The organism is Streptosporangium sp. NPDC006013, assembly GCF_040614275.1.
In the GTDB taxonomy this organism is placed as follows: Bacteria; Actinomycetota; Actinomycetes; order Streptosporangiales; family Streptosporangiaceae; genus Streptosporangium.
The window spans coordinates 1-16345 of record NZ_JBEXUE010000002.1 but is presented as its reverse complement, the minus strand read 5'-3'; the positions used below and the strand labels follow the sequence as shown (position 1 = coordinate 16345).

The window sequence follows — 16345 nt, the reverse complement described above, 5'->3', positions numbered from 1 at the left end:
CGGACACCGGCCACAAAGTCCAGACGCGCGCCATCGGCATAAGCCAGCAGGTTGATGGCCAGTTCGCCTTTGGTGGCGAAGGTCAGCTCCAGAGGCAGCGCGGTGGTGATCGCCTTGACCGGGTCGCTGATCTGCTCGGCGGGGATCATTGGTGCGTACCGATCAGCGCGTGGCCGGCTTCGGCGCGGACATAGGCCAGGTGCACGGTGTTGATGCCGTTGTCGATGCCGCCCGCGCAGCCCATGTGCTGGCGCTTGACCCCTGCTGTGGCGCTGCCCTTCTTCTCCTGACCGGACTCATCCAGCACCCCTACGGTCAGGCTGCCCGGCCAGGCGCCGGCGTCCAGGCCGGCGATGGCGAACCGGCGCACGGCGCTCATCGCGCCCTGAGCTGCCCCCCGCAGGACGTCCTCGGTTGGTTGCGCGTTAGGCCGCCAGGCCTCATCATGCAGGGGCGTGATCATCAGCTCCGGTGCGTGCGCTCCCGCCAGGCCGTGGGGTGGGCTCTCCAGTAGTGTCGTCCCACGGCCGCGCCGCCCGGTTCGGGCCTGCGCCGGGCGGTTGCCGTGATTAGAGTGCGGGGTTCGCAACCACGGCCGGAGTAGCGATCATAGGTCGGTTCAGGCCGCTCCGTGTAGCTCGGCAAGCAGGGCGCGCAGGCTGTCCTCGCCGTGACGGACTGCGGCAGTGAGGGCATCCAGGTGGGCTGCTGGGAGGTGCCCGGCGCCGAACCCCGAGGCGGTGAGCACGCCAGCGACTTCCTGTTCCTGCTGCGGGGTCATGCGGGAGCGCATCCCGTGGTGCCCCATGACCTCTCGGGCAGCGTAGGCATCCGAGCAGGCCACGCCGATGACAGTGGACCGTAGGTCGGAGTCGTGTGCCGTGGGTCGGTCGGCGGTCAGGTCGAGCACGGTCAGGGCGAGCCGAGTCCGGAACGCGGCGGTCATCGGGTCGGGATCGGTGATCAGCGCGAGAGTTTCCCGCCCCGCATGGTCTAGTTCGTCCTGTGGTGTTGGCGTGGTCGGAGGACGGCAGTAGACGCGCAGGATGGCGGCGACGGCGTTCTCCCAGGGCTCTGTGGGAACGCTGGAGTCGATCATGGTGGCGGCCTGCTGCGGGAGGCCCTGTTCCATCAGCGACATGATCGTGAGCTGGCGGCCGTCGAGAAGCCGCTGACCGACGCCGCGGTGCGCGGCCATGGATTCGGCCGCCTCGGTCCAACGGCCGACGCTTGCGAGGGCTCTGGCGCCGTCGATCAGCAGGGTGACCCACAGCTCCGTACAGATTGTGCGGTGGTCTGCGACGGTCCGGATCAACGGCGACAGGTCGACGGCGTGATCGCGGATGACGGTGGCGCCGCGCTGCTCGGCGGCCCGGTACAACTGCTGCAGCACCGCGAAGGCAGCGCTACCTTCACCTTCGCGGATCAGGAGTCGGGCGATGTTCACCAGCGGCATCAGCGACATCACGGCGATGTCCTGGTCCAGGCTCTCGGCCTCGGCGAAGACCTTGTGCTGCCGCCAGCACAGTTCGGCTGCCAGGTCGGGCATGCCGCTGTCGGAGGCGATGAGCGCGGAGAAGTTGAGGACACCGCAGGCGCGGGCCACCCGCTTGGAGTGGTCCGCGCCGGGCGTTTCGGCGGTCAGCGCGGTGAGCTCCGCAATGCGCTTGTCCAGTGGAAGCCCGGGGGGTTTGGGACGGCAGACCAGCGGGATACAGGCGGCGATCGCAGGGTTCATCACGCTGCTCCCCTTCCTACGGCCAGTCGATGACGAGTCGGCCGTTGGTCTTGTCGATGACGAAGCGTGAGTCAGCGGCCTTCAGCAGGTCGCGGTTGGCGGCCGTGGCCATGCGGAAGCCGGGGGCCGGGGCGTCGTTGCCGTAGTCGCGGTCCCATTCCTGGATCGCGGCGGCGACCTGCTCGGCGAGGTCGGCGGCGCGCGGGCCGTGACCGATGACGCCGATCTCCCAGAACCGGCCCACGGTGTCCTCACCCTCGCGGACGGTCAGATAGGCCAGGCTGTCGCCGTTGAGCGCCGCCATCGAACCCCACCCGAAATGCGGGGTGAACCCGGGCCGCCGGCCAGGTACCCGAGACAGACCGTTGGGCAGGACGCACGCCAGCCACAGATAGACCCACTCCCAGGCTGAACCCTGCCGGAACTTCACGCCCGTGTAGACCTGGTGGGAGGGCTCGTCCAGGACGGTCCGCATCGCCTCCCCTACGCACACTGCGCTGCCTGAGCGAACGCGGCTTCGCCCTGCTCACCCAACGCTGGCGCACCCTGCAGCACATCACCACCAGCCCCAGCAAGATCGGCAACATCGCCCGCGCCGCCCTCGTCCTCACCCAATTCGAGCACGGCAGACTCATTTAAAAGTCACTGAGATCGCCTCAATGAGTGGGAAAGCACTGCTTCGCTGGTGTTCAGCGCGATGAAAAGACCGGCCCTCGACCGCACCGGAAATCTCCGGTGTCCCATAGCGCAGACCTCCACCACTCCGGCGAGCTTGCGCGTCTGCTCGCCGGTGAGTAGCGCGGCGCACCCCTCATGGGCCAGCACCTCACGCGCCGCGTATCCATCGCGGGACGCTATCGCTCGCTGAATCAGCGTGGCGGCGACATTCCTCACCCCGGGATGCTCTGCGCCCTCAGCGGCGTCGAGAATGGACAAGCCCAGCCGCACGCTGAACACCGTCAGGCCAGGCGCGGGAACGAGCCGCTGGTAGCGGTCCACCAGCACGGCCAGGTCGTCATCGACCGGTTGGTGGGCAGCACGACGGGACAGCACGGTCAGGCACGCCGTCACCGTATTTTCCCACGGCTCACCAGGAACGGTGTCCGCGAGCAGCGCCAAGGCGCCTTGAGCGTCGCCTGCGGTGCTGCTCGCGATGACCGCGACCTGGCGGCCGTCGAGCATCCGTCGGCCGACACCGTTGTGCTGTTGGAGATGCGCGAGCGCGTCCTGCCAGCGGCCCGCGCTGGTCAGGGCACGAGCCCCCTCGGCTAGCAAGACGCCCCACAACCACTGGCGAACCTCTCGGTGATCGTCGGTGGTCGAGGTGAGCGTTCCCGCCCGCACCGGTAGACCGTCGAGGACGGTGTCGGCGCGGGTGGTGACAGCCTCGTACAGGTCGGTGAGGAGCCGCAGAGCGCCGTCGCCGTCACCATCGCGGATGCGCAGGCGAGCGAGGTTGACGAGGGGTTCCAGCGCACGGCGCGCGGCCTTCCCGTTTAGAGGACAGGCATGCAGGTAGAGCTCGGCGTGACGGTGACACCAGGCCCGCGCGAGGTCCGGCAGCCCGAGATCGGAGGCCAGCAGGGCGGCCTGGTTGAAGACGACGGAGGCCGACGATGGATCTCCGTCGCGCTCGGCCGCGTCGGCGAGGGCGCATAATTCGCCGACGCGGGCATCGAGCGGTGTACAGGCCGGGCGTGAGCGCGCGACGAGGGGAAACCGGCGTGCTACTGGCCCGGCCGGATCCATTCCGCTACTCCCAAATGACCGTTATGGGGTGGTGTGGCCGATCCAGGACGAACCGGCCCGAGGCGGGATTGGAGGTCTCGGGGTTATCGGGCATTTCGAAACGGACGGTACGGGTGCGGTACTCCGTACCCCAGATCCGGACCTGCTCGGCCACCAGTTCCGCGAGGTTCTGACCGGTGGGCCCGTGTCCGATGACGCCGATCTCGTACAGTTTGCCGCCATCGGCCGACGGGGGAGTGGCGGGGCGGATGGCGAGGTAGGCGAGGTCAGCGCCTCGGATGGTGGCCATGGAGCCCCAGGGGAACATGGGGGTGACCTGGCCACGGTCCTTGGCCGCGGGCTCGACGTTCATCCGCATCAGGGCATTGTCGAGGCGCAGGCACAGCCACAGTTCCATCCACTCCAGCAGCACTCCCGGCGGGAAGAGCACTTCGGTCCACCTCTCGTGCCGTCCGGTGTCCAGTACCCCAGCCAGGGCGTGGCCGTCGACGGCCTGGTCCTTGTGGACCTGCAGGGTCACGTCCTCCTCGGGGGTGAGGGTGACGATGCGCCGTGCGTCGTCGCCGATCCCGCGCAGCGGCATGAAGACCGCCAGTTTGCTGCCCACGCTGTGCCAGCGGTCTTCGCCTCGCTCGAAGGCAATGGTGCGCGAGTTGGTTCCGCGCAGGCGAAGCGGCACAAGCAGGCGCCCGCCGGGGGCGAGCTGGTCCAGCCATGCGGTCGGTGCCTCGAACGCGCCGACGGTGGCGATGATCCGGTCATAGGGGGCGCGCTGGGGATGGCCAAGCGCGCCGTCACCGAGGATGACCTCGACGTTGTCGGCCCCGGCGGCGGCCAGGTGCTCGCGGGCGCCGTCCACCAGATCTTCGTCGATGTCGATCGTGACAATGTGGCCGCTCTCACCGACGATGGCAGCCATGATCGCCGCGTTGTAGCCGGTGCCCGCCCCGGCTTCCATGATTCGCTCGCCGAGGCTCGGAGCGAGCTGTTCGAGCATTCCGGCGACGATCCACGGCTGCGAGGCGGCGCTGATCTGGGTGCCATCCTCGGTCGTCTTGGTGTAAACGGGGTTGTCGGCGTACGCCTGGCCGAGCGGTACGCCAGGAAGGAACAGGTGCCGGGGGGTTCGCCGGAAGGCCGCCTCGACGGCGGGGGTGCGAAGCACCTTCTGCTCGCGCAGCCGGTCGGTCAGTTCGGCGCGGAGCCGGTCGGCGGACAACGCGGGGTTATCGCTGAGAGTAGTCATTCGGTTGACCTTAGTTGTTTCGGAGGTGGTGGCAGGTCGAGACGCGAGGTCCCGGTCTGTGGTGAACACGGTGTCCAGCGCCAGCGCGGCAAGGGCGGATTGGTCGGTTGCGGGGAGCCCGGCGCGGTTGGCGTGGAAGATGATGTGGTGGGCGAGGACGGCGCGCAGACCTCGCGTCAGCCGTCCATGGCGCGACAGGTCCGCCAGGGCTTGCCCGGCCTTCTCGAAGGCGGTGACCCACCCGTCGTAGCCCACGAGGGGACCGGCGTTCGCCGGATCGCACAGATCGCGGACGTTGACGGTCATAAGGCGACGCATCGCCGAGGCCAGCCTGGCAGCCCGCTCGGGGGCGACGGTCCCGGGCTCGGCGGGGCGCAGCTCGGCGACCTTTTCCCAGACGTCGCCTTGCTCGTAGAGGTCCAGACCGGCGGCGCGCAGCATCGCGCTACACAGCAGGGCCGTGGTCTCACGCTGTCCCAGCGCCGGACCGTCGTGGCGTGCGGCGCGGGTGAGCAGGTGGTGGCTGTCATGGTGGAACAGCTCGTGGGCGACGCTCATGGCCGCGGTCCCGCCGAACGCCGTCGTTTCGGGCTCGTAGATCCCGAGCGCCCAGCTGACGATTCGGCCGTCGGCGGTCAGTTCGTCCAGCAGGTCGGCGACGACGGTGGAGGTGGGGTCGTCGGGCAGGTAGCGCAGCCGCCAGGGGTGCTTGCGGACGAACCACCAGCCGTGCAGGAGACCCGCGCCCTGGGCTGCGGTCAGCGTCGGGCGCAGATCCCAGATGGCGACGTGTTCGGCCGTGGCGCGGTCGGGGACCTCGATGTTGTACTGGCGCCAGTCGGTGGTGAGCATCAGGTGGGGCGTCCTCACAAGGTAGGGCGGTCGCGGGCGGTCAGGCGATGAGCAGGCAGGCATCCCAGCCGGATCGGGGCAGGGTCGCGGTGCTGGGGGCAAGGGCGGCCAAGGCGACGCCGGCGGCGCCGTCGAGAAAAGCCGGATCGCATCCAACGTCACCCAGGAGAGCGGCGGCGGTGTGTTCGGGATCGCCAGCGGCGGGCTGGACGGCGTCCAGCAGGTCAGGGACGAGGGCATGCAGCCGGGCCGCGGCGTCCGGGGTGGCGTCAGAGGCCGAGATGGTGGCGACATGGGCGAGCCCGGCGTAGCCGTGGCACAGCGAAGTGTCGGTGATCGCCGCGCGATGGAGAGGGTCGGTCAGAGCGTGGATCAAGGCGCCCTCCGCCAGGTGTCGGCGGTCGGCGTCGCCGGTTGCCAGGGCGGCGAGTTGCTGGGCGCGTGCCAGGCCGACCGTGCCGTAGCACCATGCGGGACGTTGCGGGCCGCCGAGGTCGCGATGTCCGGCGCGCAGCTGGGAGCGGTTGACCCAGTACGGCCATAGCGGGCCGGCGCCGGTGTCGGTGCGCCACTGGTCCAGCCACGCGCAGATCCGGTCGATGGCGTCACGGTGGCCGGGCACGGTGACGTTGCGCTGGGCGGCGAGCGCCAGCAGGGCCAGCGGGCCGCCGATCCCGTGGGCCACCCCGCAGTTGCCGTGTCCCCCGGCGAACCGGACGCTGTCGCGCCCGGAGGGCCCCGAGGCGCTCCACCAGCCCGGAAGTGTCTCCCCATTGATCTTCAGGGGCTCGGTCAGGCGCACCATGTACTCCAGGACGGCGCGGACCACTTCGCCGCCGGGGTCGCGCCGCAGCAGGTAGGAGCCGACGCCAGTCAGGCCTCGGATCACGTCGAACTCGGCCAGTGCGGGCAGGCGCCCCGCGGTGATGCGGGCCTGCGCGAAACCAGCCCGGCGCCGGACATCAGCGGTGATCACCCTGTCGAGGCCTTCCAGGGCCTTGTCGTAGGAGCCGGGCCGGGCGGTGGCCGCGCAGGCGAGAACGTGAGCGAGAGCCGGAGCACCATGAAACAGGTGGCTGTCGGCTCCGGCGGTGAGCGGAACTCGGGTGGCGTAGGTGAGCCAGTCGTGGGCGCGCTGCCACGGTGCGAGGCCTACGGCGGCGCGTTCGATGTGCAGCAGGGCGATGCCCGGCGCCCCGTGGGCCAGCGACTGGCGCCACCACGGCTGAGCGGTCGACGGCCCGGGAACGGCATCGGGATGCGCCAACTGGTCAGCGACCGCTTCGGCGAACGCGGCGGCGGGGTGGTCATCGGTCACGAGCGGCCACCGCAGGTGCGAGCACGCCAGGCCAGGGCCGCAGCGCGGGCGAGGTACATGCCCACGGCCTCGTCGTCGAAGTCGATGCCAAAGGCGCGCACGAAGTGGATGTGCATCAGGGAGCCGAGGACGTCGTCGACGTCGATGCCCACGGCGTCGGGGCCGGACAGGTGGGTACGGTAGTCGGCCAGGGTCTCGTCTCGCGGCCTCCAGGCGGCGACGATCGCGGCGCCGCCCGGGGCCGCGCGCAGCGCCGCCCAGTCGTCGTGGGGGTCGGCGATGCGGACGGCCTCTGTGAACACCGGCCGCGCGACTCGGCCCGGTGCGGTGGCGGGAATGTGGTCGATCAGCCACTGCATGCCCGTGGCGACGCTGCCGGTGAACGCCACGGCGATCGCAACGTTATGGGCGGCCACCAGCGCTTGGTGGTGGGGGCGGACCGGCTGGCCAAGTTGGACGAGCAGGGCGCGCGAGTCGGCGCCGAACACCGCCTCGGCCGCGTCGATCGCCACCCCGGATCCCCAGCGGCCGGTCTCGGGGTAGGAGGTGGGGTAGGTCACCTCGCGTAGCAGACCGGCCCGATGCAGTTCCTCGGCCCAGGTACTCACCGTACGCACGGCCGGACCGAATCCTGTCGGGTCGGGCAATGCGATGCGCAGGCGCAGGTGATGGTCAGGGTCGCGGTAGCGGATGTACCACCAGGCCGGTTGGCCGAGCCGGTTGAGCAGGATGGGCAGGTGCTCGGTGAGGACGACGTCTTGGCGGTGGATGTCCCCATACAGGCTGGCGAGCAGCACACGGGAAGTGGCAGGCATCTGACCTTGGGTGCGGCTGACGATCCGTGCCCGGGTGGGTGTCGGCAAGCGCGGCCACGGCGGCGGTTCGACGGCCATCAGCGTCACGATCACCTCATGAGGGCGTCCCTCGCACCAACCGGCGTCTTCGGGGGCTGAGACTTCGGTCAGCACGGCATGCGACGCGGTGTTCAGGTGCGCGCGCAGCAGCGCCCGATGCCCGGCCACGTCCAAGTCCAGAGGCAGCAGCCGGTCCCCCTCGGCCAGGCGCACCAGGCTCGGCACCCGGCGCCGCACCTGCCAGGCGGTCAGGGCCTCATCCCATACCGTCCACGGTTGCGAGCGAATGGGCAGCTCGGCCGCCTTCAGTCGCCACCTCGCCGGGGACAAGATCGTGCGGCCGAAGCGTAACCTCGGCAAAAACGGCAGACGCGCGGCGGCACCCCAATCGAACATCGCCACCTGGGCACACTGGGCGCGGGTGAGTTCGGTCAGGAAGCGGGCGAGCGGCGGTGTGTGGGTCTGCAGGTTCAGCGCGTGCATCCCTGCGGCCTCCAGCCGCTGTCCGAGCGCGGGCGCGGCCAGGTACATCCGGCGGCCGTCGCAGCCCACCGCCAGATCCTCGACAGTCAATATCTTTTCGTCGGCGCGGTGCTCGGCCAAGCTGATCACGGTCGACAGGATCTGCGGAGCTCGGGTCACGTGTGTGGTCGCCGGGTCCAGAGGCGGAAAGGACAGCTGCGCCGCCATGGTGTCGGGGTCGCCGCCCGGCAGATCAGACAGCTCAGCGGCCAACTCTTCCCGGTCCCGCGGGTGAAGGACGCTCAGGAATCGGCCGGTCACCACCCCCGCAGCTCGTGAGAGAGTCATGATCTCCAGGCGGAAGTTGCCGCGCTGCAAAGCCTGCTGGTCGGCGGCATGAATGCGTACTCCCAGCTCCAGGTGCGACGGTGGCCGCAGCCGTTGGGAACCCAGCTCCAGGGCCGCGATCAGCTGTTCGTCCAAGACCACCTCGGCGCGGCCGTCGAGTGCCGCGTCTTGAGCCAGCGCCAGCAGCACCTCGTCGCGGCTCGACATCGGCGAGCGCTGCGCGGGTGTCACCGTGCCCGGGTATCCATCAGGCCAGCCGATACCGCTGTCGCTGACGACGTCCAGCAGCGGCACCATCGACCCGATGCCGAACCGTTCGTAGAACCGCTGGTGGTAGGCCCTCCAAGCGGGTGTGCCGTAGGGGTAAGCGCTCAGACGTACCAGGGTCAGCGCGGCACGCTCTGCTTCACGGGCGACCTCTTCGGGGAGGACAGCCTGCGCATCCAGCCGCAGATCCACCGCGAGCGGGTGTTGCCTGGTTTGGGCGAGGCGGCGCATCCGCGCGGTCGCGTCCGTGCGAACTACGCGGCCCTCGCTCGCAGGCGCCTGGTTGTGACGCTCAAGGAGTGCGTGTACCTCTTTCAACTCGACGGCCAGGTCGGCGACCGGTGCCACCGTCGCGGCCCCAGCTGCCTCCAGTTGCTCCACCAAGTGGCCCAGGGCGTCGGGTTCGGTGCTGGGCGCATGCAAGCTGGTGATCAATGCGCCACGAGTGACCAGCTCGATGAGCATCGCCGAGATCTTCGCCGACGTGGCCGCCGGGAATTCTGCCTGGATCTTCGCTTCCAGGTCCTCCATGCGGATTGGTGCGCGGGCCGCGTTGATCGCGGCGCGCACCGCAGGGGTGTTGCGCAGTGAAATCTCTATCGCCCCTGTTCCCCGCAGCTGGTAGGGCACGATCAGACGGTTTCCGCGCACCATCAGCGTGGTGTTGGCCACCACCGGCAGCCGGGTCATAAGGCTGGAGCATCCCTCCAGTTGTGTGACGACGTCGGCCAGCCATTCCGCCCCTGCTCGGGCAACGGCGTGATGCCGGGTACCCCAGCTCAGTTGCGCGGTGGCCCCGAAGGACGCCGGGGCCACTCCGGCGAACAAGCCGAACGGCGTCGCTCGCCCCACCATGCGCTGCAGGTAGCGGGCCACGGACAGCAGCGCGCGCCACGTCTCGCGGACGGCGGGTTCCTCGGCCGCGCAAAGGGTCCGCACCTGCGCTGCGAGCACTGGGCTGGCGTGGTCCAGGGCTTCGGCGAGACCGTTGACCGCCCATACCTGCCGGAGCCAGTGCGCCCAGGAAGCGACGCGCTCGGGCGCGGGGTCGGTCAGGTCAGGCCACGGCGGCAGATCTGGCCAGGAGTGGGCACCTGCACGGATGAGAGCCGTGCCGGCAGATCGGAACCCCGGACGAACGTGGGAGGGCATGCATGCCTCCGTGATGTCGCGGTGATCAGGGGATGGCCGGCGCCGCTGCGGGAGGGCCCATGCAACGGCACCGGCCTGAGATCAGGCGTGCGCCCGATCAGGGGGCGTTGGTAACGCAGGCACCGCAGGTGCTGGTGCAACCGTCATCGGTCATGTTGATCAGACCGGCCGAGTCCGCTACCTCCAGTGTGCGGACGTCCAGGTCGAAGAGGTCCGACTCGGCCGGCTCCTCAACCTGCAACTCCAGTACTGTTGCGGTCATCCGAAATCTCCTTTCCGCTCGATTGCGGAGCTTGGAATGGCCCCGCCCTAAGTTCCGTACGAGAGCGGATGCCTGGCGATATGCACAGCCAGCACCCACGTTCGCTGGTTACGTGCTGCTGACGCAGCTGCTGCCGCACGTGGACCCGCACCCGCCGTCTGTGGTCGAGATCAGGCTGTTGATCTGACCGCTGCTCTCCACGACACGGATGTCCAGGTCGAAGAGGTCCGAGTCGGCCGTCTCCTCGACCCGCGACTCCAGCGTCATCGTGCTGGCGCTCATCAAAGGCTCCTTCCGATTTAACGGTTGATTGGAAGTGCTCCGTATTGCATGCCTTCCACTTGGAGTTGTCAAGAGTTTTCTTTTCGACACTTGTTTGGCGCGACACTATTTTCGGCCGCCTTCTCAAATGCCGGGCACCCCAAAGAAGCAATCGACGATGATGTAATGCCTAACTGCGGGCACGCTTAACGTTGAGCTGCTTGTTGAGCATTTATTGCAAGGGTTACGGAATGAAAATTTCGGGTTTACGGAAAGTTGAAGTGATTAAAGGTAATCCTACCCGCGAAAGCGGCATGCAGATATCGCGGCCAGACCCTATTCGATCCTGCGGCTCCGGCCGGTGGACGTCTATGTATTCGCTGACATCCTGCTATGGATCAGCGGCTCTTTATGTTGAGGACCATTGAGTCATACAGCGGCGCCTCGTCCCAAGGTCGCGACTCCCCAACCTTCTTATATCCCCATGACTCGTACGCCAATTGAGCCGGTCTCGCTTCTGGCTCAGGTCGCATTGTCAACGTAACCCGCTCGACTTCCAGACCTTCTATCAAAGCGGTGTGAAGCTTTTTGGCAATGCCGCGCCGCCGCCACGGGTTTCGGACAGCCAGTTCGATGATGACGAAGGTTCGGTCCCCGGTTTCCCGCGTGAACTCCTCCGGCGCCGGTCGAAGCAGCCCTCGCCACCACTGGGTGTCCGGCGGCAATAGGTATCCGAAAGTGAAACCGACAACCTCCATATCCTCATACGCGATCGCGAGCCGGAAACCCGGACGTTCGACCTGACGCTGGAAGCGCTCGATGAACTCTGCGACATCCCGTGGCCCCTCCAGGTACGGAGGCTCGGCGTATACCTCTTCGTACGCTGAAAGGATCGCGTCCAGCTGCGCCACCGCCCCGCTGCCGTCCCATCGCTGGATGGTCACCTGATCAGTCATATCGCCCTCTCTGTTAGGTGATTCGATAAGACCTCAACCGAACCGGCTGTTGTTCGACTGTCGGTCTTCGTGAGAAGATTGCGGACTTCCCTCAGCCGCCGGATTACACGCCCGGATTCAACTTCTTCCAGATGAGGCAGAGAAGCAACCGCTTCGGAAGCGGCCTCGTCAGCCTCTCCGGCCAGTACCAGGCTACGGGCCAGAGTGAGCCGATAAAGAGCAGCATTACGGGTGTAGGTGCGCTCTTGATGGGCCAGAGCAGCGCGCAGAAACGGAACAGCCGCGTTATGGTGCCCGGTTTCTGCGTAGATTAAGCCCTGCGTGTAACCAAGTTCGGCCTGTCCATGGAAGGCTGCCCATGACGGTGCCGGCCGCTCTCGGTCGGAACGTTCAATCACGCGCATCGCACAAGCGAGTTCCCGTCGCGCACCGCTGTTGTCTCGCATTTTCGCCAGAGCGCGAGCTTCACGTGCGACGATCATCGATACCAAAATTGGCGACTGCATAGCCTCAGCACGCAACCGGGCCGCACGGGCTAGGTCATAGCCGTCTCGCGGCCGGTCCTCGTGAATGGCTTGCATGCTGAGGCTGGCGAACACCATAACTTCAAGACTTGGATCACGCAGCATGGTGGCGGTGGTCAATGCCTCGCCCCAGAACCGGCGAGCCTCGTCTTGCTGGTCGGCGTCGTAATGTAACCAACCACAATGCTCCGCTGTTTCTCCTGCCAGAAGCTGGAGTTGTCGGCCGACACTAGCGGGGTAGCTTCCAGTGTTGATCACACGACGAATCCGCTGTAGATGCCGTATGGCAAGAGATCGCACATCACCCCCGCCATAGGCATCGTCGAGAGCATAGAGCGAACGCAAAACCTCGCGCAGCTCAGCGATATGGGTGGTGCCTACAGAGGCGGAACCGGACAGGCTAATACTCGCAGCAGTGCCGAGGGTATCGGCCAGGAACATTCTACGGTCCAGGCCGAACGTGTTTTCGGATGTCCGCTCAATGTATTCCGTTCTACTCGGAGGCGGCGACGGAAATCCCAGTTCAGCAGGACTCATGCCGAACATCGCGTGCAGCACCCGCCATGCTCGGGGACGCGGAAGGGGCGGATTCGGTTTGCGCCAACGACGTAATTGTCGCTCGGTCAAATTAGCCTCCTCCCCCATCAACTGCGCTGACCTCGCGTATTCCGCAAGGAACGCGGCCGCTTGTCCCCAGCCACGCAGTCTGCACTCGCGATCGAACGCCGTCCACTGCTCGGTCATGTCCGCCTCGGGGTAGTCATCGTTCCTCACGGTAGCGCAGGACTTTTCCAGCGAAAGTCCGCCGAGAGACGGAAAAGTCCGGTGAAAGGTCCCCCTTCGCGTCCGGTCTGGTGGCCCGCCCGCACAGTTGCATGGAGGGGAGGGCAAGCAAAGGCAAGGAGAACACGATGACCAGCCCGGAAAGTTCCATGATGAGTGAAGACCTCAGACCGTACGTTGAGCTGCCCGGTTCGCCTCCTACATCCGCTGGCGTGTATGACACGCTGCGGGGTGGCAAGGACAATTTCGGGGGCGACCGCGCTACGGCTGAGCAGCTCACCGAGATCATTCCTGAACTGCCCGAGCTGGCCCGCGCCAACCGACAGTTCCTCATCGAGAGCGTTGAGACCCTCGCCCGCATGGAGATGCGATGGTTTCTCGACCTGGGGTCGGGCCTGCCTTCGAACAGTCCCGCCAAGGATGATCTGCATCGGGTGGCCCAGCGGATCGTGCCTGACGCCCGGTTCGTGTATGTGGACAACAACCCGAACGTCGCAGCCCACGGCCGGGCGCTGCTCGCGACGAACGACCTGGTGCGCATCGTCGAGGCCGACGTCCGAAACACCACCACGTTGCTGCAGCACCCGGACATAGAGGCACTGCGGTCCGGTGGTAAGCCGGGTGCGGTTATCGCCGGCGCGCTGTTGCACTTCATGCCCGACGACGAGCCGCGACGGATCCTGACCACGCTGCGGGAGTGGATGCCCGAGGGTAGCCACCTGGTGCTCTCACACGCCTGCCCTGGTGCCATGAGCAAAGAGGATCTGGAGAAGGCGACCGCCGCCTACGTGGCTGCGGACGCGCAGATCTACCCGCGCCCGATGGAGGAGATCGTCGGGTTGTTCGACGGGTTCGAGGCGCTGGAGCCGGGAGTGGTACCGCTGGAGCCCCACAGGCCTCGTCGGACAAATGCACCGGTGACGCAGAGCGGGCACTTCGTCGGGGGTATCGCCGTGCTGCGGAATCGATGATGCACAGCGAGGGCGTCCCCGGTCGGCCGCGAGCGCCGCCCACCTTCACACGCTATCTATCGACCTCATGACGAAACCGGCGGTGATCAACGTGATGGACCAGCCCGGCGACGAGATCATTCTGCGTGCCCTTGGCCAGGCGGTGGAGGGCAGAAGATTCCAGGCGACCCTCACCACGCGATCACATCTGTCTCTCGTCGTTGTCAGGCGCGACAACGCCGCCTTCGGAGGACGGATCACCGTGAGACCCCGGCAGGGTAAGCCGTGGCTGTGGTGGATCTGGGGAGCGCCCATCGCCCCCGCCAGTGAGATCGAGGCCGCCACCTCGCATATCGCACGAGCTCTGACGCGTCCGATCGTTTCCCTTCGATCTCACCCCACGGCTTCGCTCAGCCCTCTCATGAGAGCTAAGTTCCCCCCTCTTCGCTGAGCGGCAGTCGGCCGCCCACTCATCTGACATTTCCTTTTACGATTCGGAGCGGTCCTTGCGTTCCCCCCAACGGACACTTTCAGTAATTACCCTATTGCTTACTGTCGCTATATCGGCCTGTAGCGCCACGGATCCCTCCAAGGACGTCGCAGAGTCTCCGCTGACCGAGATCAAGGTCGGTGCGTTGCCGGTCCCGGACGCCTCCACCGCTCACATCGCCAAAGATCGCGGTTACTTCCGCGCTGAAGGGCTCGACGTCAGCATCGCGCCTATCCAGGGCGCCGGTCCCGCCCTGGAAAGCCTCATCGGCGGCAGCTTCGACGTCATCCAGGGCAACTACGTCACGGTCATCCAAGCCGCTGACGCCGGCCGAAAGCTCACCGTGATCGCCGACAATTACCAGGCTATGCCCGGCACGTTCGTCGTCATGGTCCCCAAGGGGTCCGCCATCAAGAGCATGGCGGACCTAAAGGGCAAGACCATCGGAGTCGCGACGCTGCGCAGCATCGGGACGCTAACGGTCACGGTGGCTCTGCGGCAGGTCGGCCTGACCGCGAATGACGTGATCTTCAAGGAGTTCCCGCTCCCTGAGATGAAGACGCATCTCCTGGCGGGCAGGGTCGATGCCGCGTGGGTCACCGAGCCCTACAGCACGCAGATCGGCTACTCCGGTGGCACACAGATCGGGGACATGACCGCGGCTAGTGGCCCTCTGGATATCTTCCCCATCGCCGGGTGGATCGTCTCCTCAGAGTGGGCGGCCCGGAACCCGGACCTCGTCGCGAGGTTCCGGCGCGCCATCGTGCGGGCTCAGCATGACGCCGCCAGTGACCGCAACGCCGTCGAGGAGATCCTGCCGACCTACACCAAGATCGACCCCGCAACCGCCGCCGTCATCGCCCTGGGCACCTGGCCCGTCACGCTGGAACGGAAACGCCTGCAGCGCGTCGCCGACACCATGCGCGAGATCGGCTACCTGACCACACCGTTCAACGTGGACCAGCTGCTGACGACGCCGACACCAACCTCAACGCCGAAAGGGTAACCGCACCCATGAGCCAGGCCAGCCTGCCCCGGCGCGTTCGCACCACTCCACCACCCAGCACCGACCATGTGAGCGCCCGGCAGCAGGAAAACATTCAGGACATCATCGACGGCATCGCGCTCTTCGGTGCGCTGAACGCCTTCTGCGAGCTCGGCGTCGCCGACGCCCTGGACGCGACCGACGAGAAAATCCTTCCGGTCCACGAGGTCGCCAAGCAGTGCGGCGCCATCCCGGACCTGCTGGAGCGGATCCTGCTCCCGATGGTCGCCGCGGGCGTCGTCACCCTGACCCCCGGGGGCGTCAGCTTGACCGACCTGGGGGCCGCGTTGCGACGCGATGTCCCGGGCTCCATGCGGCACGCGGTGACCTGGGCCGCCACTCCCGTCAGCTGGAGCGCCGTGCCCCAGCTGGGTGAGGTCATTCGCACCGGCCGGCCGGTCCTTCCCGGCGGCAAGCACTCGCTGTATGCGTACCTGGAAGGCCACCCGAAGCAGAGGGAGATGTTCGGCGAGTTCATGTCCTCCCGCTCCCACCCGGTCGCGAGAGCACTCGCCGATCAGGACTTCTCCAACGTGCGGACCATCGTGGACGTGGGTGGCGGCACCGGCATGATGCTCGCGACCGTCCTGGAGGCCCACCCGCACCTGAACGGAGTTCTGCAGGAGCTGCCGTCGGTCGCCGAACGAGCCGAGGCGGCCATGGCCGCTCGCGGGATGGCCGACCGCTGGCAGGTGTTGGCAGGCGATGCCTTCGAAGGCGTCCCCTGCCTCGACGCGGCGCCCGGGAGCGGGGTGTACCTGCTGGGCAGCATCCTGCACAACTGGGGTGATGAGGACGCGCTGCGGCTCTTGGCGCGGGTCCGTACCGCCATGGTCATGTCGCAGCGCCCGACCGCGCTGTGGTGCATCGACAAGCTGACGCTCAACGCCCTCCTGGACGTCACCATGATGAAGTTCTTCCTCGGCGGACAGGAGCGCACCAGCAGCCAGTACACCGAGCTGTTGACCAAGGCCGGGTTCGTGCCACGGCGCAACAAGCCTCTGGCCGGCGGTCTGAACCTGGTGGTCGCGACGCTCAAGTGAAGCTCGGCAACGTCAGCGCGTGCGTACGGACCCCACACCGTACGC

Annotated in this window: 14 protein-coding genes and 1 pseudogene; 4 read left to right on the top strand and 11 right to left on the bottom strand. The window is 67.2% G+C overall.

Features of this window, described 5'->3' with window-relative positions:
* Nucleotides 1–145: 145 nt before the first annotated feature.
* The 3 genes from ABZ260_RS00590 to ABZ260_RS00580 form a co-directional block, all read right to left on the bottom strand.
* Complete coding sequence (locus ABZ260_RS00590) at nt 146–463, bottom strand: transposase (protein WP_355610896.1); 318 nt, start codon at nt 461–463, stop codon at nt 146–148.
* Nucleotides 464–619: 156 nt separating this feature from the next.
* A complete protein-coding gene (locus ABZ260_RS00585; protein WP_355610893.1) occupies nt 620–1738 on the bottom strand; it encodes a hypothetical protein in 1119 nt (372 codons plus the stop codon).
* 16 nt (nt 1739–1754) lie between these two features.
* Nucleotides 1755–2213, bottom strand: coding sequence for a hypothetical protein (locus tag ABZ260_RS00580; RefSeq protein ID WP_355610890.1), 459 nt, complete (start codon nt 2211–2213; stop codon nt 1755–1757).
* A 32-nt stretch (nt 2214–2245) separates the two neighbouring features.
* Here ABZ260_RS00580 and ABZ260_RS00575 point away from each other — a divergent pair.
* A pseudogene (locus ABZ260_RS00575) lies at nt 2246–2377 on the top strand (IS5/IS1182 family transposase); the annotation flags it as partial.
* Nucleotides 2378–2380: 3 nt separating this feature from the next.
* On the opposite strand, the gene ABZ260_RS00570 reads toward ABZ260_RS00575, so the two are convergent.
* From ABZ260_RS00570 to ABZ260_RS00535, 8 genes are all read right to left on the bottom strand, one after another.
* Complete coding sequence (locus tag ABZ260_RS00570) at nt 2381–3487, bottom strand: hypothetical protein (RefSeq protein ID WP_355610887.1); 1107 nt, start codon at nt 3485–3487, stop codon at nt 2381–2383.
* A gap of 4 nt (nt 3488–3491) precedes the next feature.
* Nucleotides 3492–5585, bottom strand: coding sequence for a methyltransferase, FxLD system (gene fxlM / locus ABZ260_RS00565; RefSeq protein ID WP_355610884.1), 2094 nt, complete (start codon nt 5583–5585; stop codon nt 3492–3494).
* Between the two features lie 40 nt (nt 5586–5625).
* A complete protein-coding gene (locus ABZ260_RS00560; RefSeq protein ID WP_355610881.1) occupies nt 5626–6903 on the bottom strand; it encodes a lanthionine synthetase C family protein in 1278 nt (425 codons plus the stop codon).
* Nucleotides 6900–9986, bottom strand: coding sequence for a lantibiotic dehydratase (locus tag ABZ260_RS00555; RefSeq protein ID WP_355610878.1), 3087 nt, complete (start codon nt 9984–9986; stop codon nt 6900–6902). Before ABZ260_RS00555 ends, ABZ260_RS00560 begins: the two co-directional genes overlap by 4 nt.
* A gap of 97 nt (nt 9987–10083) precedes the next feature.
* Nucleotides 10084–10248: an FxLD family lanthipeptide gene (locus tag ABZ260_RS00550; protein WP_355610875.1), complete on the bottom strand. Its 165-nt coding sequence runs from the start codon at nt 10246–10248 to the stop codon at nt 10084–10086.
* A 108-nt stretch (nt 10249–10356) separates the two neighbouring features.
* Nucleotides 10357–10530 carry an FxLD family lanthipeptide gene (locus ABZ260_RS00545; protein ID WP_355610872.1) on the bottom strand — a complete coding sequence of 58 codons (174 nt, stop codon included), beginning with the start codon at nt 10528–10530 and terminating at the stop codon, nt 10357–10359.
* Between the two features lie 377 nt (nt 10531–10907).
* On the bottom strand, nt 10908–11453 hold the full coding sequence (locus ABZ260_RS00540; protein WP_355610869.1) for a GNAT family N-acetyltransferase: 546 nt from the start codon (nt 11451–11453) through the stop codon (nt 10908–10910).
* Nucleotides 11454–11461: 8 nt separating this feature from the next.
* Nucleotides 11462–12733: a hypothetical protein gene (locus ABZ260_RS00535; protein WP_355610866.1), complete on the bottom strand. Its 1272-nt coding sequence runs from the start codon at nt 12731–12733 to the stop codon at nt 11462–11464.
* Nucleotides 12734–12900: 167 nt separating this feature from the next.
* Here ABZ260_RS00535 and ABZ260_RS00530 point away from each other — a divergent pair, with 167 nt between their 5' ends.
* From ABZ260_RS00530 to ABZ260_RS00520, 3 genes are all read left to right on the top strand, one after another.
* Entirely contained in the window at nt 12901–13743 is an 843-nt protein-coding gene (locus tag ABZ260_RS00530; protein WP_355610863.1) for an SAM-dependent methyltransferase, read from the top strand.
* Between the two features lie 485 nt (nt 13744–14228).
* A complete protein-coding gene (locus ABZ260_RS00525) occupies nt 14229–15218 on the top strand; it encodes an ABC transporter substrate-binding protein (protein WP_355610860.1) in 990 nt (329 codons plus the stop codon).
* Nucleotides 15219–15226: 8 nt separating this feature from the next.
* Entirely contained in the window at nt 15227–16300 is a 1074-nt protein-coding gene (locus ABZ260_RS00520; RefSeq protein WP_355610857.1) for a methyltransferase, read from the top strand.
* The last annotated feature ends 45 nt before the right edge of the window (nt 16301–16345 follow it).

Bases quoted from the DNA above. Each gene is read 5' to 3' on its own strand.
- ABZ260_RS00590 (WP_355610896.1), bottom strand. From the start codon at position 463: ATGATCACGCCCCTGCATGATGAGGCCTGGCGGCCTAACGCGCAACCA.
- ABZ260_RS00585 (WP_355610893.1), bottom strand. From the start codon at position 1,738: ATGAACCCTGCGATCGCCGCCTGTATCCCGCTGGTCTGCCGTCCCAAA.
- ABZ260_RS00580 (WP_355610890.1), bottom strand. From the start codon at position 2,213: ATGCGGACCGTCCTGGACGAGCCCTCCCACCAGGTCTACACGGGCGTG.
- ABZ260_RS00570 (WP_355610887.1), bottom strand. From the start codon at position 3,487: ATGGATCCGGCCGGGCCAGTAGCACGCCGGTTTCCCCTCGTCGCGCGC.
- fxlM (WP_355610884.1), bottom strand. From the start codon at position 5,585: ATGCTCACCACCGACTGGCGCCAGTACAACATCGAGGTCCCCGACCGC.
- ABZ260_RS00555 (WP_355610878.1), bottom strand. From the start codon at position 9,986: ATGCCCTCCCACGTTCGTCCGGGGTTCCGATCTGCCGGCACGGCTCTC.
- ABZ260_RS00550 (WP_355610875.1), bottom strand. From the start codon at position 10,248: ATGACCGCAACAGTACTGGAGTTGCAGGTTGAGGAGCCGGCCGAGTCG.
- ABZ260_RS00545 (WP_355610872.1), bottom strand. From the start codon at position 10,530: ATGAGCGCCAGCACGATGACGCTGGAGTCGCGGGTCGAGGAGACGGCC.
- ABZ260_RS00535 (WP_355610866.1), bottom strand. From the start codon at position 12,733: ATGACCGAGCAGTGGACGGCGTTCGATCGCGAGTGCAGACTGCGTGGC.
- ABZ260_RS00530 (WP_355610863.1), top strand. From the start codon at position 12,901: ATGACCAGCCCGGAAAGTTCCATGATGAGTGAAGACCTCAGACCGTAC.
- ABZ260_RS00520 (WP_355610857.1), top strand. From the start codon at position 15,227: ATGAGCCAGGCCAGCCTGCCCCGGCGCGTTCGCACCACTCCACCACCC.